At 64.6% G+C, this 22,579-nt stretch carries 23 protein-coding genes and 1 pseudogene; 13 read left to right on the top strand and 11 right to left on the bottom strand.

What is annotated here, in order from left to right; translation table 11 throughout:
* The first annotated feature begins 102 nt into the window (after positions 1-102).
* A complete protein-coding gene (locus QMK22_RS09385; RefSeq protein WP_283497356.1) occupies positions 103-1,122 on the top strand; it encodes an LLM class flavin-dependent oxidoreductase in 1,020 nt (339 codons plus the stop codon).
* Positions 1,123-1,130: 8 nt separating this feature from the next.
* Here the strand turns inward: QMK22_RS09385 and QMK22_RS09380 are convergent, their stop codons facing one another.
* From QMK22_RS09380 to QMK22_RS09370, 3 genes are all read right to left on the bottom strand, one after another.
* On the bottom strand, positions 1,131-1,454 hold the full coding sequence (locus tag QMK22_RS09380) for a hypothetical protein (RefSeq protein WP_283497355.1): 324 nt from the start codon (positions 1,452-1,454) through the stop codon (positions 1,131-1,133).
* A 71-nt stretch (positions 1,455-1,525) separates the two neighbouring features.
* The gene (locus tag QMK22_RS09375) at positions 1,526-1,798 is read right to left on the bottom strand and encodes a glutaredoxin family protein (protein WP_283497354.1); all 273 of its coding nucleotides are present in this window, start codon (positions 1,796-1,798) and stop codon (positions 1,526-1,528) included.
* A 49-nt stretch (positions 1,799-1,847) separates the two neighbouring features.
* Positions 1,848-2,144: a hypothetical protein gene (locus QMK22_RS09370; RefSeq protein ID WP_283497353.1), complete on the bottom strand. Its 297-nt coding sequence runs from the start codon at positions 2,142-2,144 to the stop codon at positions 1,848-1,850.
* A 62-nt stretch (positions 2,145-2,206) separates the two neighbouring features.
* Between QMK22_RS09370 and QMK22_RS09365 the strand changes: the two genes are divergently transcribed.
* The gene (locus QMK22_RS09365) at positions 2,207-2,497 is read left to right on the top strand and encodes a hypothetical protein (protein WP_283497352.1); all 291 of its coding nucleotides are present in this window, start codon (positions 2,207-2,209) and stop codon (positions 2,495-2,497) included.
* A gap of 57 nt (positions 2,498-2,554) precedes the next feature.
* On the opposite strand, the gene QMK22_RS09360 is transcribed toward QMK22_RS09365, so the two are convergent.
* Positions 2,555-3,154, bottom strand: a complete 600-nt coding sequence (locus QMK22_RS09360; RefSeq protein WP_283497351.1) for a histidine phosphatase family protein — start codon at positions 3,152-3,154, stop codon at positions 2,555-2,557.
* Positions 3,155-3,324: 170 nt separating this feature from the next.
* Here QMK22_RS09360 and QMK22_RS09355 point away from each other — a divergent pair, with 170 nt between their 5' ends.
* Both QMK22_RS09355 and QMK22_RS09350 read left to right on the top strand, forming a co-directional pair.
* A complete protein-coding gene (locus tag QMK22_RS09355) occupies positions 3,325-4,692 on the top strand; it encodes a short-chain fatty acid transporter (RefSeq protein WP_283497350.1) in 1,368 nt (455 codons plus the stop codon).
* Positions 4,693-4,824: 132 nt separating this feature from the next.
* Positions 4,825-5,586, top strand: a complete 762-nt coding sequence (locus QMK22_RS09350; protein ID WP_283497349.1) for an endonuclease/exonuclease/phosphatase family protein — start codon at positions 4,825-4,827, stop codon at positions 5,584-5,586.
* An 82-nt stretch (positions 5,587-5,668) separates the two neighbouring features.
* Here the strand turns inward: QMK22_RS09350 and QMK22_RS09345 are convergent, their stop codons facing one another.
* Positions 5,669-6,412, bottom strand: coding sequence for a sulfite exporter TauE/SafE family protein (locus tag QMK22_RS09345; RefSeq protein ID WP_283497348.1), 744 nt, complete (start codon positions 6,410-6,412; stop codon positions 5,669-5,671).
* Positions 6,413-6,755: 343 nt separating this feature from the next.
* On the opposite strand from QMK22_RS09345, the gene QMK22_RS09340 reads away from it, so the two are divergent.
* Positions 6,756-7,586 (top strand): DarT ssDNA thymidine ADP-ribosyltransferase family protein, encoded by an 831-nt coding sequence (locus QMK22_RS09340; protein WP_283497347.1) that lies wholly within the window; start codon positions 6,756-6,758, stop codon positions 7,584-7,586.
* 155 nt (positions 7,587-7,741) lie between these two features.
* Here the strand turns inward: QMK22_RS09340 and QMK22_RS09335 are convergent, their stop codons facing one another.
* The gene (locus tag QMK22_RS09335; protein ID WP_283497345.1) at positions 7,742-8,299 is read right to left on the bottom strand and encodes an MOSC domain-containing protein; all 558 of its coding nucleotides are present in this window, start codon (positions 8,297-8,299) and stop codon (positions 7,742-7,744) included.
* Between the two features lie 137 nt (positions 8,300-8,436).
* Here QMK22_RS09335 and QMK22_RS09330 point away from each other — a divergent pair, with 137 nt between their 5' ends.
* The 6 genes from QMK22_RS09330 (at position 8,437) to mgrA (ending at position 13,778) form a co-directional block, all read left to right on the top strand.
* Positions 8,437-8,715, top strand: coding sequence for a helix-turn-helix domain-containing protein (locus QMK22_RS09330; protein WP_283497344.1), 279 nt, complete (start codon positions 8,437-8,439; stop codon positions 8,713-8,715).
* Between the two features lie 182 nt (positions 8,716-8,897).
* Positions 8,898-9,386, top strand: a complete 489-nt coding sequence (locus tag QMK22_RS09325; RefSeq protein WP_283497343.1) for a Dps family protein — start codon at positions 8,898-8,900, stop codon at positions 9,384-9,386.
* Between the two features lie 43 nt (positions 9,387-9,429).
* The gene (locus tag QMK22_RS09320) at positions 9,430-10,470 is read left to right on the top strand and encodes an acyl-CoA dehydrogenase family protein (protein ID WP_283497342.1); all 1,041 of its coding nucleotides are present in this window, start codon (positions 9,430-9,432) and stop codon (positions 10,468-10,470) included.
* Positions 10,464-11,903, top strand: coding sequence for a PIG-L family deacetylase (locus tag QMK22_RS09315; RefSeq protein ID WP_283497341.1), 1,440 nt, complete (start codon positions 10,464-10,466; stop codon positions 11,901-11,903). The genes QMK22_RS09320 and QMK22_RS09315 overlap by 7 nt, the downstream gene beginning before the upstream one ends.
* A complete protein-coding gene (locus QMK22_RS09310) occupies positions 11,900-12,700 on the top strand; it encodes a glycosyltransferase family 2 protein (protein WP_283497340.1) in 801 nt (266 codons plus the stop codon). Before QMK22_RS09315 ends, QMK22_RS09310 begins: the two co-directional genes overlap by 4 nt.
* A gap of 52 nt (positions 12,701-12,752) precedes the next feature.
* Positions 12,753-13,778 carry an L-glyceraldehyde 3-phosphate reductase gene (gene mgrA / locus QMK22_RS09305; protein ID WP_283497339.1) on the top strand — a complete coding sequence of 342 codons (1,026 nt, stop codon included), beginning with the start codon at positions 12,753-12,755 and terminating at the stop codon, positions 13,776-13,778.
* Here the strand turns inward: mgrA and QMK22_RS09300 are convergent.
* The 3 genes from QMK22_RS09300 to QMK22_RS09290 all read right to left on the bottom strand — a co-directional run bounded on the left by QMK22_RS09300 (position 13,775) and on the right by QMK22_RS09290 (position 19,621).
* On the bottom strand, positions 13,775-16,489 hold the full coding sequence (locus QMK22_RS09300) for a DEAD/DEAH box helicase (RefSeq protein ID WP_283497338.1): 2,715 nt from the start codon (positions 16,487-16,489) through the stop codon (positions 13,775-13,777). The two genes, mgrA and QMK22_RS09300, sit on opposite strands and share 4 nt — an antisense overlap.
* A 4-nt stretch (positions 16,490-16,493) precedes the next feature.
* Positions 16,494-18,638 (bottom strand): S9 family peptidase, encoded by a 2,145-nt coding sequence (locus tag QMK22_RS09295; protein WP_283497337.1) that lies wholly within the window; start codon positions 18,636-18,638, stop codon positions 16,494-16,496.
* Between the two features lie 164 nt (positions 18,639-18,802).
* Positions 18,803-19,621 (bottom strand): putative protein N(5)-glutamine methyltransferase, encoded by an 819-nt coding sequence (locus tag QMK22_RS09290; RefSeq protein WP_283497336.1) that lies wholly within the window; start codon positions 19,619-19,621, stop codon positions 18,803-18,805.
* A gap of 86 nt (positions 19,622-19,707) precedes the next feature.
* On the opposite strand from QMK22_RS09290, the pseudogene QMK22_RS09285 reads away from it, so the two are divergent.
* Positions 19,708-19,892: pseudogene (locus tag QMK22_RS09285) on the top strand (DUF2277 domain-containing protein).
* A gap of 36 nt (positions 19,893-19,928) precedes the next feature.
* On the opposite strand, the gene QMK22_RS09280 reads toward QMK22_RS09285, so the two are convergent.
* Positions 19,929-20,396 (bottom strand): hypothetical protein, encoded by a 468-nt coding sequence (locus QMK22_RS09280; protein WP_283497335.1) that lies wholly within the window; start codon positions 20,394-20,396, stop codon positions 19,929-19,931.
* Between the two features lie 89 nt (positions 20,397-20,485).
* The gene (locus QMK22_RS09275) at positions 20,486-21,091 is read right to left on the bottom strand and encodes a gamma carbonic anhydrase family protein (protein WP_283497334.1); all 606 of its coding nucleotides are present in this window, start codon (positions 21,089-21,091) and stop codon (positions 20,486-20,488) included.
* A 257-nt stretch (positions 21,092-21,348) separates the two neighbouring features.
* Here QMK22_RS09275 and QMK22_RS09270 point away from each other — a divergent pair, with 257 nt between their 5' ends.
* Positions 21,349-22,506: a threonine synthase gene (locus QMK22_RS09270; RefSeq protein WP_283497333.1), complete on the top strand. Its 1,158-nt coding sequence runs from the start codon at positions 21,349-21,351 to the stop codon at positions 22,504-22,506.
* The last annotated feature ends 73 nt before the right edge of the window (positions 22,507-22,579 follow it).

Genomic DNA, 22,579 nt, shown 5'->3' with positions numbered 1-22,579 from the left:
CCGGAGACGGAGCGCCCCGCACGCCCGGCTGCTCTCAGCTCGAGATCGGGACGGCGAGCCCGCTGGGGGAATAGCTCACCGGCCGCGAACGCTACACCGACTATGAAGCGCATCGGATTTCTCTCCTTCGGGCACTACCAAGAGGTACCGGGATCACAGGCCCGCACCGCGGGCGAGGCCCTGCTGCAGACGATCGACCTGTCCCAGGCCGCCGAGGAGCTTGGGATCGATGGCGCCTATCTGCGCGTGCACCACTTCGCCCCGCAGTTCGCATCGCCGTTTCCGCTGCTCGCCGCGATGGCCGCCCGCACCAGCCGAATCGAGCTCGGCACCGGCGTCATCGACATGCGCTATGAAAACCCGTTCTACATGGCGGAAGAAGCCGCGATCACCGATCTGATCAGCAACGGCCGACTGCAGCTGGGCATCAGCCGCGGCTCGCCCGAAACCGCGCTGCGCGGCTACGAGACGTTCGGCTATGTTCCGGCCGAGGGCAGTTCCGACGCCGATGACGCGCGTGCGCGCACCGCCATCTTCCGGGCCGCCATCAGCGGCGCCGGCCTGGCCCCGGCGAACCCGCAGATGACCGGACGCACCGGGCTCCTGGCGATTGAACCGCAGTCGCCCGGGCTCAACGAACGCATTTGGTGGGGTGCCGGAACGCGCAAAACCGCTAAGTGGGTGGGGGAGCAGGGCATGAACCTCATGAGCTCCACCCTGCTCACCGAAGACACCGGCGTGCCGTTCGGCGATCTGCAGGCCGAGCAGATCGCCGTCTACCGGCAGGCCTGGAAGTATGCCGGGCACGAGGGAACACCGCGCGTGTCGGTGAGCCGCAGCATCCTGCCGATCGTCAACGATCTGGATCGCGCCTACTTCGGTCGGGAAGCCGCAGCCGGCAGTCACGACCAGGTCGGTCATCTCGACGGCGGACTGGCCCGCTTCGGCAAGAGCTATGTCGGTGAGCCTTCCGTGATCGTCGACCAGCTGAAAACGGATGCGGCAGTGCACGAAGCGGACACCGTGCTGGTCACCATCCCGAATCAGCTGGGTGTCGAGTACAACGCGCATCTGCTGGAGACCATCGTGCAGCAGATCGCTCCCGGCCTCGGCTGGCGCTGACGGCGAGGTTAGGGCAGCGACGCGATGGCGATGGCGATGGCCATCCAGAGCGGCATCGCGCCGACCATGAGCGCCAGGCCCAGCCATTGCAGTCGGGCATAGCCGTGTTCGGCGTCACCGCGCTTGCGCGTGCGCACGATGTCGACCACAGAAATGACCATGCCCACGAACATCAGCGGAGACACCGTCAATAGAGCAAGAATATTGAGTGCGTCATTGCGTACTTCGATGCACACGAAAACGCCGAGCACGCTGTAGAGCGCAAACAGCACCGCACTGATCCATAGCGAAATAGGAATACGTCGCGTCGACGGCGTGGCTGTTGCGTGCATGGTGGGACCCCCGTTGGTAGCTACGATTTCCGACAGTAGCACGACGGCCGCGGGCCCCCAGCGGCCCAGCGTCAGCTGATGCGGCCGAGCTGGGTCAGCTTGGTGCGCACCTCGGCATCGCTGGGCTCGACCATGTGGCTGTCGTCGGGAAACACGATCACGGGAATGTTGGTGCGACCGCTGATGGCGCGGGCACGGTCGGCGCCATCTTCGACCAGGAGCAGGTCGACATAGTCGTAGTCCACCTCGAGGCGGTCGAGAAGCGACTTGGAACGACGGCAGTCGCCGCACCACTCCGCTCCATACATAGTGATGCGCGGTGCGGTGGCAGTCGTTTCAGTCATGACAGCGATCCTAGGCGGCGTGCCTGTGTGCCGCGGGTGTGCATCCGCTTTAGTCGTGCAGGTGGTCGACCTGCCAGCCGGCGGACTGCTCCAGCAGATCCAGAACGTCTTGAGCGCTGGCCCGAGCCTCGGCCTGACCGCGCGTATCGACCACGTCGATGGTCAGCGGCAGGCTCTCACCAAACTTGGCGATTTCCACCTCGATGCGGCCGTTGTCGGGGAGCGCGATGAACGCATTCGCACCGGCTGGATTCTGGACCTGCGTGCTGAGCGTCGTGGCGATCGCCCAGAGGGCATCCGGTTTGGTGGACTGAACCTGGGCAACGATCGTGGCCGTGAAAGTCATGGGTCTCCGATTTGTGGGGATGAGGGACCCGTTCAGTAAAGCAGTACCCGTAGCCTGACACCATGCCTTCTTATCGCGTCACCATGAGTATCGAGTCCCTGCACCCGAATATTGCGCCAGCTTCGGTGGTGCCGCGGGCAGCGGCCGCGGCCGCCGAATTCACGACGGTGGAGGCATCCGACCTCTCGATCGTCGCCGGGGCAGCGCGGGTCACCGTGCGTTTCACAGCGGATGACGCCGCGACGGCACTGCAGATCGGTGCGCATGTCGTGGCCGACTTGCGGGTCGTAGCTGAGTTGCGGGCGTCCCTGGTGACCGAGCGAGTCAAAGGCACCTGGGTGCCCGTGCGCTAGCCTCGGGGCCTGCTGGCTGCTCGCAGCATCGCAGTGGATGGTCACATTCGGGTCGGACTAGACGATCGGGTCCATCGAGCTCAGGTGGCAGGCGTCGTTCCACATCTGCAGCACGCGGTTCTCGCGCTCCCAGCCGAGGGTGGAGACCGTTGCGGTGCCCAAGCTCAGGCTCTTGCCGGCAACGGCCGGCAATCCCATCCAACGCGCGGTCATGATGCGTAGAAAATGCCCGTGCGCGAACACGGCCACGCGGCCCTCGGCGGCGAGGCAAGCCTCAATGGCAAGGTCGGCGCGTGCACCGACCTCGTCCACGGTCTCGCCGTCCAGGATCGGGCTGCCCCACACGGTCCAGCCGGGAATTTTCGAGCGGATGTCCTCGGTGCGGCGGCCTTCGTAGACCCCGTAGTCCCACTCCAGAACGTTGTTGCTGGGAATGCCTTGGGCTCCGTAGCCGGCTCGTTCCATGGTCTCCCAGGCACGCACGAGCGGGCTGGAATAGACGCGGTCGAAGTGTGCGCCGTCGAGCATCTCGCCGAGGGCATCCGCTTGCTGACGACCGAAGTCGGTCAAAGGAACGTCCGTGCGGCCGGTGTGCTGACCGGAGATGCTCCACTCGGTCTGTCCGTGGCGAATAAGAACGATGTCGTTCTGGGTCATTCGGCTCCCTTACGATCGCCGAAGTCACGCTTCGACCCCTCAAGTCTACGTTTCGTGTGAACGCGGCGCCCGCCCGGCCCGTTCGGATCAGCGACGCTGCGCCTGTTACGTTGGACAGGTCAGTGCGGACGCCCTGAGCCACAACGCAGTAGCAACTCAGGGAGACATTCATGTCAACTGCCACCGACAAACGCGCCACGGGGCCGGCCGCCGCCTTCATGCGCCCAATCAATTCGCTCGTCGAACGGTTCATTCCGAGCGCACTGGTATTCGTGATCGCACTGAGCGTGATCGTAGCCATCCTCGCCCTAATACTCACCGATTCCGCACCGATCGATGTCGTGCGCAGCTGGGGAGACGGCCTGGCCGGGCTGCTCGCATTCATGACGCAAATGGCGCTCGTGCTGTTGCTCGGTCACGTTCTGGCCAACACTACTCCGGTGCACCGACTGCTCGTGCGCTTGGGCGGGGTGCCCCGCACAGCCCTGCAGGCCTACGTCTTCGTGTTCGTGGTCGCCGCGGTGGCGTGCCTGATCACGTGGGGTTTGGGCCTCGTAGTCGGTGGGCTGCTCGCCAAGGAGGTGGCTTTTCAGCTGCGCGCCAAGGGCATTCCGGTGCACTTCCCGCTGTTGGTCGCCGCCGGATACTCCGGCTTTGTGATCTGGCACATGGGTTATTCCGGATCGGGACCGCTCACCGCCGCCACGGAGGGTTCCTTTCTAGCCGAACAGCTCGGCCGCACGATTTCGCTCAGCGACACCACATTCTCTGTGTGGAATATAACGGCGGCTATCGCCACGATCGCGATTGTGGCACTTGCTCTGGCCCTCGTCGCGCCGCGGCGCGATGCCCCGGTATTCGTTCTACAGGTCGATGCGCGGGAGAAGGCTGTCGCCGAGGAGTCGGTGGTCACTCCAGCCGACCGCCTTGATGCCAGTCGTGTCCTAACGCTGATCGTGGGTCTCGCCCTGGTGGCCTATCTCGCCATTCACTTCGTCGAGGGCGGCACCATCACGCTCGACATTGTCAACTGGTCGTTCCTCGCGCTGATCTTTCTGCTCGTGCGTAACCCGTTCGAGCTGATTCGGCTCACCAAAGACGCGGCGTCGAACGTCGGCGATATTCTGCTGCAGTTTCCGCTCTACGCGGGCATCCTGGGCATGATGGTGGGGTCGGGACTCATCGAGGTCTTCTCCGACTTCTTCGTGAACGTATCGACCCCGGCGACCTTCGGCGTGATGGCGCTACTGGCGGCCGGTCTGGTCAACTTCTTCGTTCCCTCCGGTGGAGGTCAGTTCGCGGTGCAGGGTCCGATCATGCTCGACGCCGCTGACCGCCTGGGCGTCGATCCCTCGGTTGCCATCATGGCCGTCTCCTATGGCGATCAATGGACGAACATGATCCAGCCGTTCTGGGCCCTGCCGCTGCTCGCCATCGCCGGGTTGAAGATGCGCGATATTCTCGGCTACACGACCATCACCTTCGTGGCCGCGGGTTTGGTCTTCGCCGTGACCTTGCTGATCGTCAGCGCGGGGTAGCTAGCCCCGGATCGGGGGTATCGGCAGACTGGATGCCACCTGCGCATGTGCGAACTGACCCCGGATGTTCAATTTCGACAGCGACGAGAGTCGTAGGCTTGGGGCATAGCCATCAAGTCTGAGACGGGTGTCATGAGGGTCATAAGTTACAACCTCCGCAAGAATCGTGCCAGCGGCGAACTCGCCGCCTTGGCCGATCGTTATAGTCCCAATATTCTCTGCCTGCAGGAGTGCAACACGATTGACCTGCCGGCCGAGGTCGGCAATCTGCATCTGGCAGACTCGACCCACCGCAATCGGCTCGGCCTGGCCATTTACTACCGCAAGGACCGTTTCACGGCGCTCACCACGCAGACCTTCGCGCTGAAGAAGTCCATGCACGACCGTGTCGCCGCGCCCGCACACGAACGACTGATCGCCACCCGACTCGTTGACAACGTCGCGAAGCGGGAATTTGTCGTCGCATCGTTTCACGCAGCGCCGTTGACCGCGCTTAATTCCCTGCGCCGCAATCAGATCCGCACGGCCCACGAAGAGCTCAGTATCCTCGGCCCCGGTCTGCCAACCCTCATGGTCGGCGATTACAACTATCCGATCTTTCAGCGCAAGCTCGGCAACAAGGTGAACCAGTCCGGCTACGACCTCACGCTCAGCGACACGCGCACCTACACGCGCTACAAGTTCTTCCGCGGACATTTCGACCTCGCCACGTCAATGGGGCTGGCCATAACGAACGTGGAGACACTGCCGCAGGGCACCTCCGACCACATGCCCATTCTCGTGACAGCTACCTATCCCGATGAACAATTGATGCAAGCGGATGTCGCGCACCACGTTCCCCACCCCGGGGAGTCCGCGTCGATGTCGGCCGACGGCGTCGACTTCACCATTTAGAACGGCGCCGCGCCAGCGTCAGTGCAGTCTCCGCGAAGTCGGTGCGGGCGCAAGCGCGTGGGGCTGGGACGGGTTCCGCCGGCTAGGCGAGCAGTTCGACGACTCCGCGCAGAATGGTTGTGAACGACCCAAGGTAGGCCACGACTACCAGCATTCGGCGTGCTACGTGCGGCTTGACCACCTCGGAGAGGAGGTCGCCGATGAGGAGCCCGATGAGGCAGGCGCTCCCGATCAGCGCCCAGACCAGAACGGACAGCTGCGGCACATCGGCCGAACCCAGGGCGAATTTCGAGGCCAGGGAAACCAGGCCGATTGTGAGAAAGTAGGGCTGCATCGTCGCGGCGAAGGAACGTTGCGGCCAGCCGGTGGCAATGGCGTAAATGCTCACCGCTGGACCGCCGACTCCCGCGGTCGTGTTCATGAACCCGCTGCTCATGCCGGCGAGCACCCGATAGCTCCGTCGGTCGCGCACGTTCACGCGCCCAAGACTCACCGAGACGGTGAGGCCGGCGGCCACGAGCACGCCGATCGAAATTTCGAGCCAGGCCCCCGGAACGAACTGCACAACGTAGGAGCCGGGAATGATACCGAGTACGGCCCAGAATGCTAAAACGCCGTAACGCCGCCAGTCGATGTGGCGAAACACGCGGAGTAGAACCACAGCGGCGGTCAGTACCCCGCACACGTTGACCACGATGACACCGTCGCTCGGCCCGAGCAACAGAACCAAAAAGGGCGACGCGACGAGGGCGAACCCCATCCCGGTGATGCGCTGCATGCTGGATCCGATCAGCACGGCCGCAATCAGCAGAGCGGTCGTCCACACGGTACGGTCTCCCAGCTTGGTTGTCGCTACTCAGAATACCGGCCGCTCATATTTTCGCTGACTCGACACTGGACTCATCGTTCCCCGGCCTGACGCGTAGGCCTCGCAGTCACGGTCAACGGCCGCCGAGTTCAACTCGTTTCGCCGAAAATCGAAGGATCGGTCACCGTTCGGCCCCAAATGAACGTAACGTTGATAGGCGGTATGCGCGTTCGGCCTTTCCGAGTGGCGCGAGCCGCGAAACGAAAGGTTTTACCCCTTGGACGACGAATGCATCCACGGACTCGAGGGCGATTTGTGCGCCCTGTGCTTTCCGAAAATTGTAACTGAGCCCGCTACGCCGGTGAAGAAGACCCGCGCACCGAAGCTGTCCTCGCTGCGGGATCCACTGCCAACAGCGGTCACGCCGCCCGCCCGCGCGGTTCGCGCGGTTCGGGTGCCCGGTGCGCCCCGACCGGTGCGTGCCGAAAAGGTCTCGACCGACAACGTTGATGAACAGCGCGTTTATCACCTCACCCACATCAGCAACCTGGCCGCCATCCTGCAAGGCGGGCGTCTGCTCGCCAACGCGGCTCTCACGACGCGTCCCACCGTTGATATTTCGACTCCGGCAACACGCGAGCTGCGCCGCGACGCCCGTGTCGCCGGCGATGGCCGGAGCGTTGCTGAATACGTGCCGTTCTTCCTGTCGCCGAATGCCACCGTTTGGGAAAGCGTTCGCGCTGAGGCAGCAGATCTGCGCCTCGCCCTCGACGCCCACGGCTCCGAAGCCTTCGACTTCGTCATGCTGGTCAGCACGGTCAAAAAGATCAACGAGGGCGTTCAGGCTCTCGCCGCGACGGATGCCGCCGCCACCGACGACGAGACCCCGCTCGTGCCGAGCATGGTCGCCGTCACCAACGGCGACGCCGCCGGAACGCTGACCCGCTTCGGGGCCACTCCGGCCACCGCCGAGCGCATGCTGCAGACCCTGCGCGCGGAAGCCGACGGCGCGATGCTTGTCGAAGCCGAACTGCTCGTGCCCGACGCCGTGCCGATCGAACTGATCACGCTCATCGGCGTCTGCAACGACAATGTCCGCGAAACCGTTCGCGGAATCTTGAAGGCCAGCTCGTTCAAGCCCAAGGTAGCGGTCTACCCGCCCTGGTTCCACACCTCCGCCGAAGCCCAGTAGCCCCGTCCGCACCTGCACTTCTCCCGCACCTGCACTTCTGCCCGGGCCCGGGCCCGGAAACTGGGCCCATGATCTATCGTGGGCCCAGTTGCGTAAGGTGGGCCCGGCTTGAGTTGGGCCGCTCGTAGGCGGGGGCCCGCGGGGGATGGGCGGGCCTAGACCACGCCGAGGGGCAGCTGCTCGCCGACGGGCAGCTCGATCCGGATGGCGTCACCCGGGTGCACGACGCCGCCGGTAACAACAACGCCCATGATGCCGCCGCGACGCTGAACGGTGCCAGCGGCATCCGTGCTGATGAGCTGCTTCATTAAACCCTGTTGGTAGCCGTTGATCAGCGAGCAGGGGCTGCGCATACCGGTGATGACAACGACAGCTTCGGCACCCAGCTCGAGGCGGGTACCGAGCGGAAGGGTCATCAGATCGATCCCGGCGGTCGTCACATTCTCGCCGAGTTCGCCCGGCAGCACCGGGTATCCGGTCGCCGCCAGGTCATCGAACAGCTCAGCGGCCATGAAATGCACCTGACAGAGGTTTGGCGCCGATGGGGTGCGCTGCTTCGCGTAGCGATGCTGCACCGTTGCGCCCGCGTGCGAGTCGCCCTCCACGCCAATTCCGGCCAATAAGCGGATGCTCTCGACCGCCGGCTTGCTGAAGCGGTGTTCGTGGTCGCGGCTGACGGAAATGACGGTGCCGGGATGCCGCTGGAGAGTCATGCAGACGATTCTGCCATACGCGCACGCACGTTCGAAGGGATGCCACCGCGATTTTAGACGGGTGCGTCAACATGTTTGCGATGACCCGTTGACGCAGTCATTCCCCGGGCCTACATTGCAGTATGGAAAGGTTGCCGATGACTAGTAGTGCCCCGGACCAGGCGAACGAATTCGCCTCCGCTGTTCCCGCAGAAGAAGAACCGGTCCCGCACATCCCGCGTCCCTACCGTGCCCTCGAACGTGAACTGGAACGCGCAGTGCGTGACCGGGCGGAGATCAATCTGCGCGTCACGGCGGCGGTCAACGCGATGCGCGACGGCGGATGCTCGTGGGCCGACATCGCGCGCATCCTCGGCACTGCCCCGCAGACCGCACACAAGAAGTACAGCAAGCCTCGGCCGCCACGCGAAACCTGATAGCTGGGTGGGGCAAGGGCACATGCTGTGAATTGACGGTGGGCCGACTCCGCCTGCCACGGACCCCACGTCGGGTGTGTGGTCCGCGGTGGCCTCGACAGTGTGGCCCACATCGTCGGGCGGTGATATGGTCGCGACGATGTTCCCCAGCTACTGATAATTTCTGACCTGAAAGGGCACCCATGCACGCCTCCGAAACCCTCAGCAACAACCTCCAGTCCGTTCTGGTCGACCTGATCGAGTTGCACGTTCAGGGCAAGCAAGCGCACTGGAGCGTGGTCGGCAAGAACTTTCGTGATCTGCACCTGCAGCTCGACGAAATCATCCTTGACGCTCGCGAATTCTCCGACGAAGTTGCCGAGCGGATGCGTGCCCTCGATGCGATGCCGGACGGCCGCAGTGAGACGGTCACGAAAACAACCCACCTGCCGAAGTTCCCCGACGGCGAGGTAGATACGGCTGAAACGGTGACTCTCATCACCGAAAGGCTCGATGCCGCGGTCGACAATATGCGCAAGGTGCACGATGAAGTCGATGAGGAGGACCCGACGAGCGCCGACATTCTGCACGCCTTCATCGAAAAACTTGAGCAGTACTCCTGGATGGTCAGCGCGGAGAATCGCAAGCCGCGCAAGCGGGCCGCGCTGAAGTCCGCCTCCAAAGCATCCTGACGCGCGCTGATCCGGACGCGGGCGGGTGGGCGAGGAGGGTGTCATGAAGCTTGAATCGAACCTGCGCAACGCCGATCCGCTTCGCGATCGCAACGATCTTGCCGCGGCAGCGGGCGCCGTCAATGGTGACGCACGGCGTGCTGTGGCGCTCACGAGCAGGCTCGCTTTCGTTCCCCGCCCGGGGGAAGGGCGCACGACGCAGCTCTTTGACACCCTGTCGACGCTCGCGGCCGCGGACCTTACAGCGGCACGAGTGGCTGAGGCACACCTCGATGCTCTGGCCATCCTGGAGCAAGCCGGCGACGGCGCCCGGCCAGACCAGACCTGGGGCGTGTTCGCTGCTGAGAGTTCCGGCACTGCCCTCACCGCGACCCGGGTTAGCGGTGGCGGTTGGCGGCTCAACGGCACCAAACCGTGGTGTTCGCTTGCCGGGCTGCTGTCGCACGCGCTCGTAACGGCCCACGTGACGCCATCAGACGGTGAGGCACGCCGTCGGTTGTTCGCCGTTGACTTGCGCCAAATCGGGATCAGCGTGCATGACGAGTCGTGGGTAGCGCGCGGCCTGGCCCAGGTGGCTAGCGGTCCAGTTGACTTCTCCAACGTCGTCGCCGACCCGATCGGTGGCGACGGCTGGTATCTGCAACGTTCGGGATTCGCGTGGGGTGGTATCGGTGTCGCCGCCGTGTGGTGGGGTGGTGCCGTCGGGATGGCTCGCACGCTTTACGCCTCCACGCAAGACCGAACCCCCGACCAGATTGCCCTCGCCCACCTCGGCGCCGTTGACGTGGCCATTAGCGCGTCCCAGGCTTCGCTCGCGACGGCGGCAACGGCTATCGATGCCGGTGAAGCGGATGGGCCGGCCGGATCCCTGCTCGCGGCGCGCGTGCGGGGAATCGTCGCCCGAACGGTCGACGAGGTTATATTCCACATCGGGCATGCGCTCGGACCGGCGCCGTTGGCTCTCGACGCGCGGCACGCTCAGCGGGTGGCCGATTTGCAGCTGTACGTGCGCCAGCACCATGCCGAACGCGATGACGCCGCACTCGGCCGGATTCTTACCACGAGGGGGAGTGCACCATGGTGACGTTCAGTCACTCCGACAGCGGAACACCCGAGAAGATGTGGGAGGCAGCTCGCTGGCCCGATCGTTTCAGCTCATTGGGTCTGGACGGACTGGCACGCCTGGTCGTCGTGTCGGCTCATCCCGACGACGAGAGCCTCGGTGTGGGTGGGCTCATCGCCCATGTGGCCGGGCTCGGACTGCCGATCGAGGTCGTCGTGCTCAGTAATGGTGAGGCGTCGCATCCGCAATCACCCACCCATGATGCGGCTCGACTCGCGCAGATCCGTCGCATTGAAGTGACGGATGCTCTCGCTCAGCTGGCCCCGAACGCCCACGTTCACCTTTTGGAGCTTCCCGACGGCAGCCTCGCGGACCACGTCGATACCGCAGCGACGGCCATCGTGGAAGCGATCGGCGATGCGGGCGACTCAACCTGGGTCGTGGCGCCGTGGCGGGCCGATGGGCATCCGGATCACGCCGCGGCGAGTGCTGCCGCTGAACGAGCCGCCCGCACGAGCAGCGCGCGGCTATTCGAATATCCCATCTGGGCGTGGCACTGGTCGACCCCGGACGCTGTGGTCTGGTCCGGCGAGACCGTGCGCCTGTTCGAGCTGGTGGCCGCCGAACGCAAGGCCAAAGCTCGGGCTCTCGCGTTGCACCGCAGCCAAGTGGGCGCCCTATCGGATGCACCGGGCGATGAGGCCATCGTGCCGGCCGGCTTTCGGGCGCACTTCGCGCGGGACTACGAAACGCTGCTCGAGATCAGACTGAGCGCGTTCGTTGCGAAGGCGCTGCCCGGGAATGCTCGAACAGGGCGGAGCGGTGTGCCGGCCACGGCCGAATCGAATCAGACTCTCACTGCCGGATTCTTCGACGACATCTACGCCTCCGGAGTAGACCCGTGGGGGTTTGAATCCCGGTGGTACGAGCGACGCAAGAGATCCGCGTTGATGGCGGCACTGCCGCGGCAGCGTTTCGCTGCGGCGCTCGAACTCGGCTGCTCGATCGGAGTGCTGACCGCCGAGCTCGCCACGCGGTGCGACACGGTGTTGGGAATCGATCTGGTTGAACAGCCGCTTGTTCGGGCCAGAGAACGGTTGGCCGGGCAACCCGGTGTGACATTCGAGCGCCGCACGGTGCCGGGGGACTGGCCGGCTGGGTCCTTCGACCTGATCGTGCTGTCTGAGGTGGGCTACTACTGCTCAACCACTGACCTACGCCGCCTGCTTGAACGGTGCCGAGCCAGTCTCGCCCCCGGTGGGGCGCTCGTGGCTTGTCACTGGCGGCATCCGGTGACGGAGTATCCGCTGACCGGCGACGCCGTGCACGCCCAGCTCACCCATGTCGTCGGGCTCCAGCGCACCGTGCATCACCTCGAGCGGGACTTCATTCTTGAAGTTTATGAACCGCGGCCGGCCCTGTCGGTGGCCCAGCGCGACGGCCTCGTTCCGTGAACAACAACGCGGGCGCAGGCTCGGTGCCACGGCACCCGCCGAGCATTGATTTCGTCACGATTGTGGTGCCGGTGCGCGACGAAGAGGTACTGCTGCCACGCTGCCTGTCCGCTCTGACGGTGGCGATCGATGCACTCAAGGAGGCCCCCCAACCGGACCGTCCAGCCGTGTCGGTCCTGCTCGTCCTCGACCGGTGCACCGACTTGTCGGCCCGTGTGGCCGCACACTGGTCTGACTTCGTGCGCATTGAGATTGATGCCGGCGCCGTGGGCATAGCCCGTCGCGATGGGATTGCACGCGCCCTGCGCGGGCCGGGAGCCGCGCCAGCGGCAGAAGGCATCTGGATCGCCAACACCGACGCGGACTCGGCCGTGCCGCCGAACTGGCTTGTCACCCAGCTGGCCCTCGCCCGAAACGGTGCCGAGCTCGTACTGGGAACGGTGCAGCCCGACGATGATCTGGCCGCGCACGAGCTGGCCCGCTGGGAGGTACTGCACGCGATTGGTGAGGGGCATCCGCACGTTCACGGCGCCAACCTGGGTGTGCGCGCGGATCGGTATTTGGCCGCCGGAGGGTTTGCCCCGGTCGACCGCGATGAAGACGTGCGTCTGGTGGCCGCCCTGCGCGACAATGGCGTTACCGAGGTGCAAACAGCACTGATTCCGGTCTTAACGTCGGGGCGACGGGTGGGACGAACTCCGGCGGGATTCGCCGGCTACCTGCGCGATCATGTCGATGCCGACCGGCGCGGTCCCGCGCCTGGCGGCGAAGCGCTCGACGTTGCAGGGGTGGTCTAGCCGATGACACACCGCTACTCGATCTTCGCGCAAAGAATGGAATGATAATCGGATGACGTATCTTCCGAACGAATCACGCTACGATTCCCTGCCATACCGTCGCATCGGGCGCAGTGGCCTCAAACTTCCCGCTATTTCGCTTGGCCTGTGGCAGAACTTCGGCGACGACAAGCCGCTCGCAACGCAGCGAGCCATCCTGCGTCGGGCTTTCGACCTCGGCATCACTCACTTCGACCTCGCGAACAACTACGGTCCGCCCTACGGGGCAGCCGAAACAAACTTCGGCCAGCTGTATCGCGAGGACTTTAAGAGTCACCGCGATGAGCTCGTGCTTTCGACCAAGGCCGGCTACGACATGTGGCCGGGCCCGTACGGCAACTTCGGCAGCCGCAAATACCTCTTGTCGAGCCTGGACCAGTCGCTGTCGCGGATGGGAGTGGACTACGTCGACATCTTCTACTCTCACCGTGCCGACCCGGATACCCCGCTCGAGGAAACCATGGGGGCGCTGCACACTGCGGTTACGAGTGGCCGCGCGCTGTACGCCGGAATCTCGTCTTACTCGCCCGAACGCACCAGGGAAGCAGCGGCCATTTTGGCTGATCTGGGCACGCCGTTGCTGATTCACCAGCCCTCATATTCAATGTTCAACAGGTGGGTCGAAGACGACCTGCTCGACACCCTCGAAGATATCGGCGCCGGTTGCATCGCGTTCTCGCCGCTCGCTCAGGGGCTGCTCACTGACCGCTACCTCGCCGGTATCCCGGCGGACTCCCGGGTTGCCCGAGACGGATCGGCGAACAAAGCCATGGTGAGCGAGGAAGCGCTGACCCACATTCGCGCCCTTACGGAGATCGCGTCCGCGCGCGGTCAGTCGCTCGCGCAGCTGGCCCTGGCCTGGGTGTTGCGCAACTCCGAGGTGACCAGCGCGCTCGTCGGGGCCTCATCGGTGGCCCAGCTGGAGTCGAACGTGGGGGCACTGCAGAATCTCGAATTCAGTGCGGAGGAGTTGGCGGCCATCGACGTGCACGCCGTCGACAACGGCATCAACCTGTGGGCGGCTTCGAGCGCCGTTTAGGGCTCGATCAGGCCGCGAATATCGTCGGCGGTGAGTGCGGTGCTGAACATAGCGTCGTCGTCGAGTACCGCGGTGAACAACTGCGCCTTCTGTGCCTTTAACGCCATGACCTTCTCCTCGATGGTGCCGGTGGCAACCAGCCGGTAAACCATCACATTGCGGGTTTGGCCGATGCGGTGGGTGCGGTCGACGGCCTGCGCCTCCGTCGCCGGATTCCACCACGGGTCGAGTAGAAAAACGTAGTCGGCCTCGGTGAGGTTGAGGCCGAAGCCGCCGGCTTTCAGGCTGATCAGAAACACCGGGGCCGCCCCGCTTTTGAAGCGGTCGATCACTTCGCTCCGCCGCAGTGTGGACCCGTCGAGGTAGCAATACGGCACGCCCTGCGCGTCGAGCCGGGCGGCTGCGAGCTTCAAAAACGACGTGAACTGGCTGAAGATGAGGGCCTTGTGTCCCTCGGTGATGACATCGTCGAGCTGTTCGAACAGGGCGTCCAGCTTGCTCGAGCGCATGCCGGCATACTTCGGGTCGACGAGGGAAGCATCCAGACTCAGCAGTCGCAGCAGGGTGAGTGAGCGAAAGATGATGAACCGGTTCTTATCGAGTTCGTCGATGAGTCCGTATAATTTCTGCCGTTCACGCTGCAAAAACGTGTCATAGAGCTTTTGGTGCGCGGGATTCAGCGCGATCTGCAGCTCCTGCTCCTGTTTGGGCGGCAGGTCGCGCGCCACGACCTCCTTGGTACGGCGCAGCAGCAGCGGGCGGATGCGGCGACGTAACTTCGCGAGCCGTTCCGGGCTCTCGCCGCGGGTCACGGGCCGCACGTAATCTTCAATGAACTTGCGCGATGACGCGAACAATCCCGGCGCGACGATGCTGAACAACGACCAGAGATCCATCAGGTTGTTCTCCAGCGGGGTGCCGGTGATGGCCACCTTGAATGGCGTGTTCAGCTCCTTGGCGCAGGCATACGCCCGACTCGTGCGGTTTTTCACGAACTGTGCCTCGTCGAGAATGAGGCCGGCCCAGTGCACCGCCTGATACGCCTCGAAATCGAGACGGAACAGCGCATACGAGGTGACGATCACGTCGACGTCGGCCGCGGCATCCGCTAAGGGGAGGCGGCTCTTGGATTCGGTGGCGGTGAGGGTGCGCACGCGCAGCCCCGGCGTGAACCGGGTCGCCTCGTTCAGCCAGTTCGCCACAACGGATGTCGGTGCCACGACCAAAAACGGCCCAGCCCCCGAGGCGCTCGCGTGCACCAGCATGGCCAGGGTCTGCAAGGTTTTGCCGAGCCCCATATCGTCGGCGAGCACCCCGCCAAGCTGGTGCTTCCAGAGAAAAGCGAGCCAGGCGAACCCCTCCTGCTGGTACGCACGAAGGGTCGCGTGCACACCGTCGGGCAGCGCAATCGCGTCGACCCCGCTGAGGTCGGTGAGGCCCGCGGCAGCGGCGCGCCAGGACACTGCAGGCACGGTCTCGTCGGCGAGATCCTCAAAATCGCTCCACAGGCTGGCCTGGTAGCGGCTGATGCGCAGGCCGGTCTCCCATTCCCGCAGGGCGCGGGCTTCGTCGATCAGCTCGTGCAGCTGCTCAAACTCGGGCTGTTCGAGCGAGAGATAGCTGTTGTCGACGAGTTTCAACCGGGTTTGGCCCTTCGCCAGCGCCTTGAACAGCGGACCGAACGGCACGGTGATGGCACCGACCGTCACGACGACGCCCAGGTCGAACCAGTCCCGCTGGTCGGTCTCCACCGTCGTGATCACGAGGTGAGGAACCTCGGTGCGCTCAAAATTCTCGGGCATAACCTCGGGAAAACGCACCGTGGAATCCGTGCTGGTTACGGCGACCCGGCGCTGCAAGGCGGGGTAGACCTCGTCGAGAAACTCGGCGGTATCGCCCGCGGGAACCGTGGCCGCTGCAACCTGCGCGATCAGGTGACGCTGTTCACCGCTCAGCGGACCCGACGTCGGTGCCAGCGTGAACACCGTTGGCGTGCCAAAGCGCACGCTGTAGACCCCGTGGCCGGCGATGATCCCGGCGGCCTCGAGCGCGTGCCCGACCCCGTCGATGTGCAGCCGGGCTTGCAGGGTCAGCGGGCCGGCCGCATCCGTTTGGGAGGCGTCGAGACTGACCTCGGCGAGCGAGGCGACCCGCACGACGACGTCTTTCTTGTTGCCGACGAAGCCGATGCCCAGCTGCTCGGCTTCGCGCAGCAGTGGCCAGAGCAGCGGGCTGGTGAAATTGTCGAGGTAGATCCAATCGGTTTCCTGGCTGGTGTAGACCTCACGCACGGCCTTGTAGAGCGCGGCGAACTGTGAGATCCAGCGGTGGTGTTCGGGGTCGAGGTTGAACCGGTTCAGTTGAAAGGCGAGGTGGCTCCAGGTGACGTTGCTGCGTACCCAGTTGCCGTTGGCGTTCTGAATGACCGGACGCACGCCGAGCCGAAACTCGCCGTGCCCGGCCAGGAGCGCTTTCACCGGCTTGGCTGTCGGCCCGCGCCACCGGTCGTTCGTGCGCGGGGTCTGCTCGCGCAGCTCGAACTGCAGCCCCATCGGCACCTTGGGCCCGGTCGCCACCGGCCGCGGCTGCCCGAAGTTGCCGATTCTAGGCAGAGCGGATGCCCCGCGCGGCTGCTCCGGCGGCAGTACCAGGCGCTTCCAGGCCGGTGTCTGATCGGACCCGTTCGCCGGGGTACCCGCAGAATCCGACATTCCCCTAACTGTCGCTCTCGGACGGATTCAGGCCGGCGGCGCCGAGTATCCAGGCGTAGTTGAACGCACGTTCGTGCCAGGCGCTGTACCGACCGGAAACGCCGCCGTGGCCGGCGGACATTTCGGTCTTGAGTAGGGCATCCGCGCCCACTTCACGCAACTTGGCAACCCATTTGGCCGGTTCAACGTAGAGCACGCGGGTGTCATTCAGGCTGGTCACGGCCATAATCGGCGGGTAGCTGACGGCGCGTACGTTCTCGACGGGGGAGTACGACTTCATGTAGGCGTACACCTCGGCGTCGTGCAGTGGGTTGCCCCATTCGTCCCACTCGATCACGGTCAACGGCAGGGCGGGATCGAGCATCGAGGTGAGGGCATCAACGAACGGCACCTCGGCGAGGATGCCGGCGAAGAGCTCGGGTGCGAGATTGGCGACGGCGCCCATGAGCAGGCCACCGGCGCTGCCACCCTCGGCGACCAGTTGCGCCGGGGTGGTGAATCCGGCGTCGATGAGGTGTTGGGCGCAGGCCACGAAGTCGGTGAAGGTATTGCGCTTGGTCGTCGTCTTGCCGTTTTCATACCAGGTACGGCCGAGTTCACCGCCGCCGCGCACGTGGGCAATAGCGAAGACCATGCCGCGGTCCAGCAGGCTGAGCCGAGCGATGCCGAATCCAGGGTCGATGCTGTGCTCGTAGGAGCCATAGCCGTAGAGCAAGGTCGGGGCCGGCGTGCCTGGCGTGACGAGGTCGCGGCGATAGACCAGCGAGATCGGCACCCTGGTGCCGTCGTCGGCGGTGGCCCACTCGCGGCGCTGCTCGTAGCGCCCGGCGTCGTAGCCGCCGAGTACGGGCTGCTGTTTGAGCAGGCGCCGCTCGCCCGTCGCCACGACAAGGTCGAACACGGTTGACGGCGTGACAAAGCTCGTGAAGCCGAACCGCAGGGTCGGCTGCGTCCACTCCGGATTACCGGCCGAACCCACAGCGAACAACGGCTCGTCAAAGTCGAGTTCGGTCAGGCCGCTCGCGTCGTGCCGGTCGATGGCAAGGCGGGTGAGCCCATCGCGGCGGTACTCCACAACGAGAAAATCGGCGAAGGCATCGACGCCTTCGAGACGGATCTTCGGGTCGTGCGGCAGAAGCATCCGCTGTTCGCCCTGCGGGTTTTGTGCTGCCACGCTGACGAGTTCAAAATTGACGGCGCCACCACCGTTGTGCACGATCAGCAGCCGGTCTTCGTTGTCGATCACGGCATGTTCGACGTCATATTCGGTGTTGTCCTGCCGGGGCCAGACCACTTCGAACTCGCCGGTCGGGTCGCTTGCATTGAGCACCCAGGACTCGGTTGTGACGCTCGAGCCGGCCTCGATCATGAGGAATTTGCGGCTGCGCGTGATGCCCACGCCCACCCAGAACCGCTCGTCGGATTCACGAAAAATGCTGGTATCGGCGTCGCGCGCGGTGCCGATTTCATGCCGCCACACGGTGTCGGGCCGCCAGGCATCGTCGACGGTGGTGTAAAAGACGTAGCGACCGCTCGGATCGAACAGGGCACCGGCGCTGGTGTTCGTAATGACGTCGGGCAGGTTCTCACCGGTCGCGATGGTGCGCACCCGGATCGTGTAGCGCTCATCGCCCTCCACGTCGACGGCGTAGAGCAGCTGGGTGCCGTCTTCGCTTAGATCAAAGCTGCCCAGTGAAAAGAATTCGTGGCCTGCGGCTTCAGCATTGTCATCGAGCAGCACCTGTTCGCCCGGTAGACCGGGACTGGCGGGGTCGGCATCACCGAGTAGGGGAGCGGACCAGTCGTCGGGACCGCTAATGGGTGCGCGACAGTGGATGCCGTACTCCTGACCCTCGACCGTGCGGGTGTAATACCAGTACGCCCCACGACGAACGGGCACGCTGAGATCGGTCTCCTGCGTGCGGTTCTTGATCTCGTCGAAAATCTGCTTCCGCAGCGGCTCTTGGTTGGCCGTGCGGGCGTCCGTGTAGCTATTTTCGGCCTCGAGGTGCGCGATAACCTCGGGGCTGTCCTTGTCGCGCAGCCACTCATAGTCATCGATATAGACATCGTCGTGGTGAACGCGGCGGTGCGGCCTTCGCGCGGCGAGGGGAGCGGCGATGGGGGGAGTGATCGGGCCAGAAGTCATTGCACCAGCGTAGTTTGTGGTACCGCATTTCACTGGGTCGTCACGTTGTGCGGGCGCGCAAATTCGGTCACTTCTCACGTGTTGAACCGGAGGCCTTCACCTGGTATAGATATCTCAGGAGGTGGCCGCGACGCAGACTGGCCCCGACATCGTTCGCGGCAAGGTTATTGGGTGGCAGGAGCCCGGCCGCTAACGACAGTTGAGTCCAGATCATCGTTCCTGGCGATGTGGGGGAGCAGCCCCTGGCGGGCGAAGATCTCGGCCGTCTGCGCCGCTTGACGCTGCCCGGTCTCGATGAGCAGACATCCGCTCGGAGCGAGCCAGTGTGATGCGCTCGCAACGATGCGTCGCTGAACGTCAAGCCCGTCGTTGCCGCCATCGGCCGAGGCGCGTGGCTCGTAGTTGCGGGCTTCGACCGGCATGAGCGCGATTTCGTCGGTCGGTACATAGGGCGCGTTGGCCACGATGATGTTTACGTGACCCTCGAGCCACGGAGGCAGCGGGGCGAACAGATCTCCCTCGAAAACTTCTCCGCGTCCGGCCAGATTGCGCCTGGCACAGGCCACCGCCACCGGATCGATGTCGGTGGCGAACAGTCGTAGTCCCGGCCGGGTGGTGTCCAGTGTGGTGTCCAGTGTGGTGGCCAGTGCGGTGGCGACCGCGCCGGATCCGCAGCAGAGATCCACGATGACGGCGTCTTGGGAACAGAGCGTCAGAGCCTCTGCCACCAGAAATTCGGTGCGCCGACGCGGCACAAAAACGCCGGGATCGATCACGATATGCAGGCCGCAGAATTCGGCCCAGCCGAGAATTTGCTCGAGTGGCAGGCCCGCGACGCGGCGGTCGATCATGGCGTTCAGCTCGGCCGGGGATTGATCGACCGTTAACAGCAGGTCGGCCTCTTCCTCGGCGAAGACACAGCCGGCAGCGCGCAGCCGCACGGCGATGCCGGCCGGAGTGACGTCTGATCTGGGCGCGGGCATAGCGCACCTCCTGTCCGAACCGGCTGAACAGGGGCATCCTACGCCCGGGTCTTGAAGCCGGCCACAGGGCTGGCTACCCTGAATGCATGTGCCGAAACATTCATGTCCTGCATAATTTTGAGCCCGCAGCGACGGACGATGAGGTGCACGAGATCGCGCATATTTCGCGGCACCTGCTGGAAGATCTCGTGACCCGGCACCGCCGAAGAACCGTGAAGTCGAGGCCGACAAGGCTAAAGCGCGCTCGGCGAAACGGTTCGCTGCCGCCTAGGCGGCTTACCGGCGGCAACGGCAAGTCTGTAAGTGCCTAGTGCTTGCTTGAGCTGACGGGCTTCGCCGGGCGGCTCTGCCGTTCCGCATACAACACCATGACGGCAGCCACGACGCTTGCTGCCACACCGAATACCACGCCAAAGGCGATGGTTATGCCGGAATACGCCCCGGCATCCATCATCGTGAGAACGATCGCGATGACGACAGAAAGCAGCACCACGCCGAGTGTTGCCCCGAGAGCGGCCAGAGCCGTGCGAACGCGCGTTGTTCTCGTGAGCTGTCGATCGAACACGACCACGGCGGCGAGGCCGCCGAGCAACGCGACTGCCCCGATGACGAGTCCAATCACGCCGTAGTTCGCCATGGAGCGCACGACAAACCAGAATCGATATTCGTTCTCCCCGCTGCCCGCATTGGTCATGGCGATAGCCACGACCGCCGCGATGAGAAATCCTACAATCGGTGCGAACACCGCGATGCGCCAGTAGCGCCGAATAATCATGTGCCCACCATACGTGGTGCGGATGCGACGTGCTGCCGCTGCACCGAATTCCCCCGCAGGATCAGGGCCACACTGAAGGCGATGCTGACTCAGTCGGTGTCAGGGCCGATTACCCGATCGTCCAGATGCGCACCGTAGAAGTCGGACTGTTGAGACATGACCTCACGCATCGACTCGTCCCGGCCCACGCCGTAAACGGTGCTCAAGAAATTGAGCCCACGCTGAATTGTCCAGATTTCGTCGTGACGATCTGGCGACAGAATTTGCGCGGGGTCGCCGACAGCCACCCAGCCGATCGGCACGACCGCTCCATCGTGCAGCCTGGTCCGAATCTGCACGACACCATTTACGCGAATCTCGGCGCGTTTGCCGATCACCGAGCCGGGAAACAACGCGGCCCCCGTCGCGATGAAGGCATCCGCTCCTATGGTCGACCCGTTCACGTGCGCGTGCGGTCCGATCATGACGGAGTTGCCCACGATCGACGGATGCCCCGCGCGACCCCGAATGACAGCATTCTCCATCACCACCACGTTGTCACCCAGCACGACCGGACCGTCTTCGGCCGTCACCACGGCGCCGTGCAGGATGCGTACCCCAGCCCCAACCGTCACGTCGCCGCTGACCACAGCGGTTGGCGCAATGTAAGCGGACTCGTGCACGGTCGGGCAGCTACCTCGATGTTCGATCAGCATGCACACACAATACCGACGGTATGCGCCGGGCGGACATCGTTTCGACAATATTCATCGACCTCGCCCATCGGTAGTCCTATGCCGATCGCCTGGTTTTCGTACACGCATCGAGAGGTTTTGCGGCGCTGCGTGCATCGGGTGGCCGACGGCACGCGCTGGCCCGCACGAGCCCGCCCGGCCGGAACCCGCGCTCGGCCGATAGTCTGGAGCGGTTGTCTGATCTGAACAGCCGGGAAACCGGGAAGCCGAGGTGCTGCGTGACTGAACTTCCCGATCTTGTCTGTTCCGAATGTGCGACACTCTACCCGGTGCAGAGCCTGGCCTGGCAGTGCACCTGTGGTGGTGTCCTGGATGTGGTGCCGTTCGTCGGCACACTCGATCTCGCAGCCTTGACCGCGCGTTCCGCGTCGCTGTGGCGCTATGCCGAGGTCCTGCCGATTGCGGCCGACACCACCGTCACGCTGGGCGAGGGACTGTCGCCGCTCGTACCCTCGCGGGCGCTTGGCCAGGTGCAACTCAAACTCGATTTTCTGCTTCCGACGCTTTCCTTCAAGGATCGCGGCGCCGTCGTGCTCGCGACCCTGGCCAAGCGGCTGGGCGTTGACGAAGCCATGGTCGATAGCAGCGGAAACGCCGGCACGGCGATGGCCGCCTATTTTGGGCGAGCCGGCATCCACTGCACTGTGTACGTTCCCGAATCCACGTCACCCGGAAAGCTCGCGCAGATGCGCGCTCACGGTGCCACTGTTGAGTTGGTGCCAGGCTCGCGGTCGGATACCTCGGCGGCGGCCCTGCAAGCGGCGGGACAGAACGGTGTGCTGTATGCCAGCCACGTTTACCATCCATATTTTCTGCACGGCGTCAAAACCTACGGCTATGAGATCTGGGAACAGTACGGTCGCACACTGCCGCAAACCGTCGTCGTTCCGGTCGGCAACGGAACCATGGTGCTGGGTTGTTATCTCGCCTTCACCGAACTGGTTGCCGCGGGGCTGGCCGAGCGGATGCCACGGATCGTCGCCGTGCAGGCAGCGGCATGTTCCCCGCTTGAACAGGCGATGGCGCGGGGGCTCGAGGTGCCACCGGTCGTTCCCACTGCCGCCACCATCGCCGAGGGGATCGCCATTGTGGCGCCGCCGCGAGGCCGGCAAATTCTGCGGGCCGTACGCGCTACCGGCGGCACCATCGTTTCGGTGACCGACCAGCAAACCGCAACCGCACGCCAGGAACTCGCCAACGAGGGGCTCTTCGTGGAGCCGACCTCGGCGGTGTGTTTCGCCGCGGTGCGCGCCGCCGTCGACCAAACGTACGACGCCGCAAGCACTACCTGGGCGGTGGCTGCCGCCCTGCTCACGGCAGAAACTGTCGTCGTTCCGCTGTGCGGTGCCGGCCTGAAGTCGCCGGGCGGGCTCTGAACCGCTGGATGCGCTCTGAAACCGCCGGTCACTACCGTTCGCGGGCGCTGTTCCGTGCGGGTTCATCGTGACC

This window comes from Cryobacterium sp. PH29-G1, assembly GCF_030063365.1.
GTDB lineage: Bacteria > Actinomycetota > Actinomycetes > Actinomycetales > Microbacteriaceae > Cryobacterium.
The sequence above is the reverse complement of the archived record's forward strand: the minus strand, read 5'-3'. Positions and strand labels throughout refer to the sequence as shown.

Excerpts from the sequence above, each read along its gene's own strand:
- QMK22_RS09300 (WP_283497338.1), bottom strand. The coding sequence starts at position 16,489 with ATGTCGGATTCTGCGGGTACCCCGGCGAACGGGTCCGATCAGACACCG.
- QMK22_RS09325 (WP_283497343.1), top strand. The coding sequence starts at position 8,898 with ATGCACGCCTCCGAAACCCTCAGCAACAACCTCCAGTCCGTTCTGGTC.
- QMK22_RS09350 (WP_283497349.1), top strand. The coding sequence starts at position 4,825 with ATGAGGGTCATAAGTTACAACCTCCGCAAGAATCGTGCCAGCGGCGAA.
- QMK22_RS09275 (WP_283497334.1), bottom strand. The coding sequence starts at position 21,091 with ATGCTGATCGAACATCGAGGTAGCTGCCCGACCGTGCACGAGTCCGCT.
- QMK22_RS09315 (WP_283497341.1), top strand. The coding sequence starts at position 10,464 with ATGGTGACGTTCAGTCACTCCGACAGCGGAACACCCGAGAAGATGTGG.
- QMK22_RS09355 (WP_283497350.1), top strand. The coding sequence starts at position 3,325 with ATGTCAACTGCCACCGACAAACGCGCCACGGGGCCGGCCGCCGCCTTC.
- QMK22_RS09385 (WP_283497356.1), top strand. The coding sequence starts at position 103 with ATGAAGCGCATCGGATTTCTCTCCTTCGGGCACTACCAAGAGGTACCG.
- QMK22_RS09335 (WP_283497345.1), bottom strand. The coding sequence starts at position 8,299 with ATGACTCTCCAGCGGCATCCCGGCACCGTCATTTCCGTCAGCCGCGAC.
- QMK22_RS09330 (WP_283497344.1), top strand. The coding sequence starts at position 8,437 with ATGACTAGTAGTGCCCCGGACCAGGCGAACGAATTCGCCTCCGCTGTT.
- QMK22_RS09280 (WP_283497335.1), bottom strand. The coding sequence starts at position 20,396 with ATGATTATTCGGCGCTACTGGCGCATCGCGGTGTTCGCACCGATTGTA.
- QMK22_RS09375 (WP_283497354.1), bottom strand. The coding sequence starts at position 1,798 with ATGACTGAAACGACTGCCACCGCACCGCGCATCACTATGTATGGAGCG.
- QMK22_RS09380 (WP_283497355.1), bottom strand. The coding sequence starts at position 1,454 with ATGCACGCAACAGCCACGCCGTCGACGCGACGTATTCCTATTTCGCTA.
- mgrA (WP_283497339.1), top strand. The coding sequence starts at position 12,753 with ATGACGTATCTTCCGAACGAATCACGCTACGATTCCCTGCCATACCGT.
- QMK22_RS09365 (WP_283497352.1), top strand. The coding sequence starts at position 2,207 with ATGCCTTCTTATCGCGTCACCATGAGTATCGAGTCCCTGCACCCGAAT.
- QMK22_RS09370 (WP_283497353.1), bottom strand. The coding sequence starts at position 2,144 with ATGACTTTCACGGCCACGATCGTTGCCCAGGTTCAGTCCACCAAACCG.
- QMK22_RS09360 (WP_283497351.1), bottom strand. The coding sequence starts at position 3,154 with ATGACCCAGAACGACATCGTTCTTATTCGCCACGGACAGACCGAGTGG.
- QMK22_RS09295 (WP_283497337.1), bottom strand. The coding sequence starts at position 18,638 with ATGACTTCTGGCCCGATCACTCCCCCCATCGCCGCTCCCCTCGCCGCG.
- QMK22_RS09320 (WP_283497342.1), top strand. The coding sequence starts at position 9,430 with ATGAAGCTTGAATCGAACCTGCGCAACGCCGATCCGCTTCGCGATCGC.
- QMK22_RS09290 (WP_283497336.1), bottom strand. The coding sequence starts at position 19,621 with ATGCCCGCGCCCAGATCAGACGTCACTCCGGCCGGCATCGCCGTGCGG.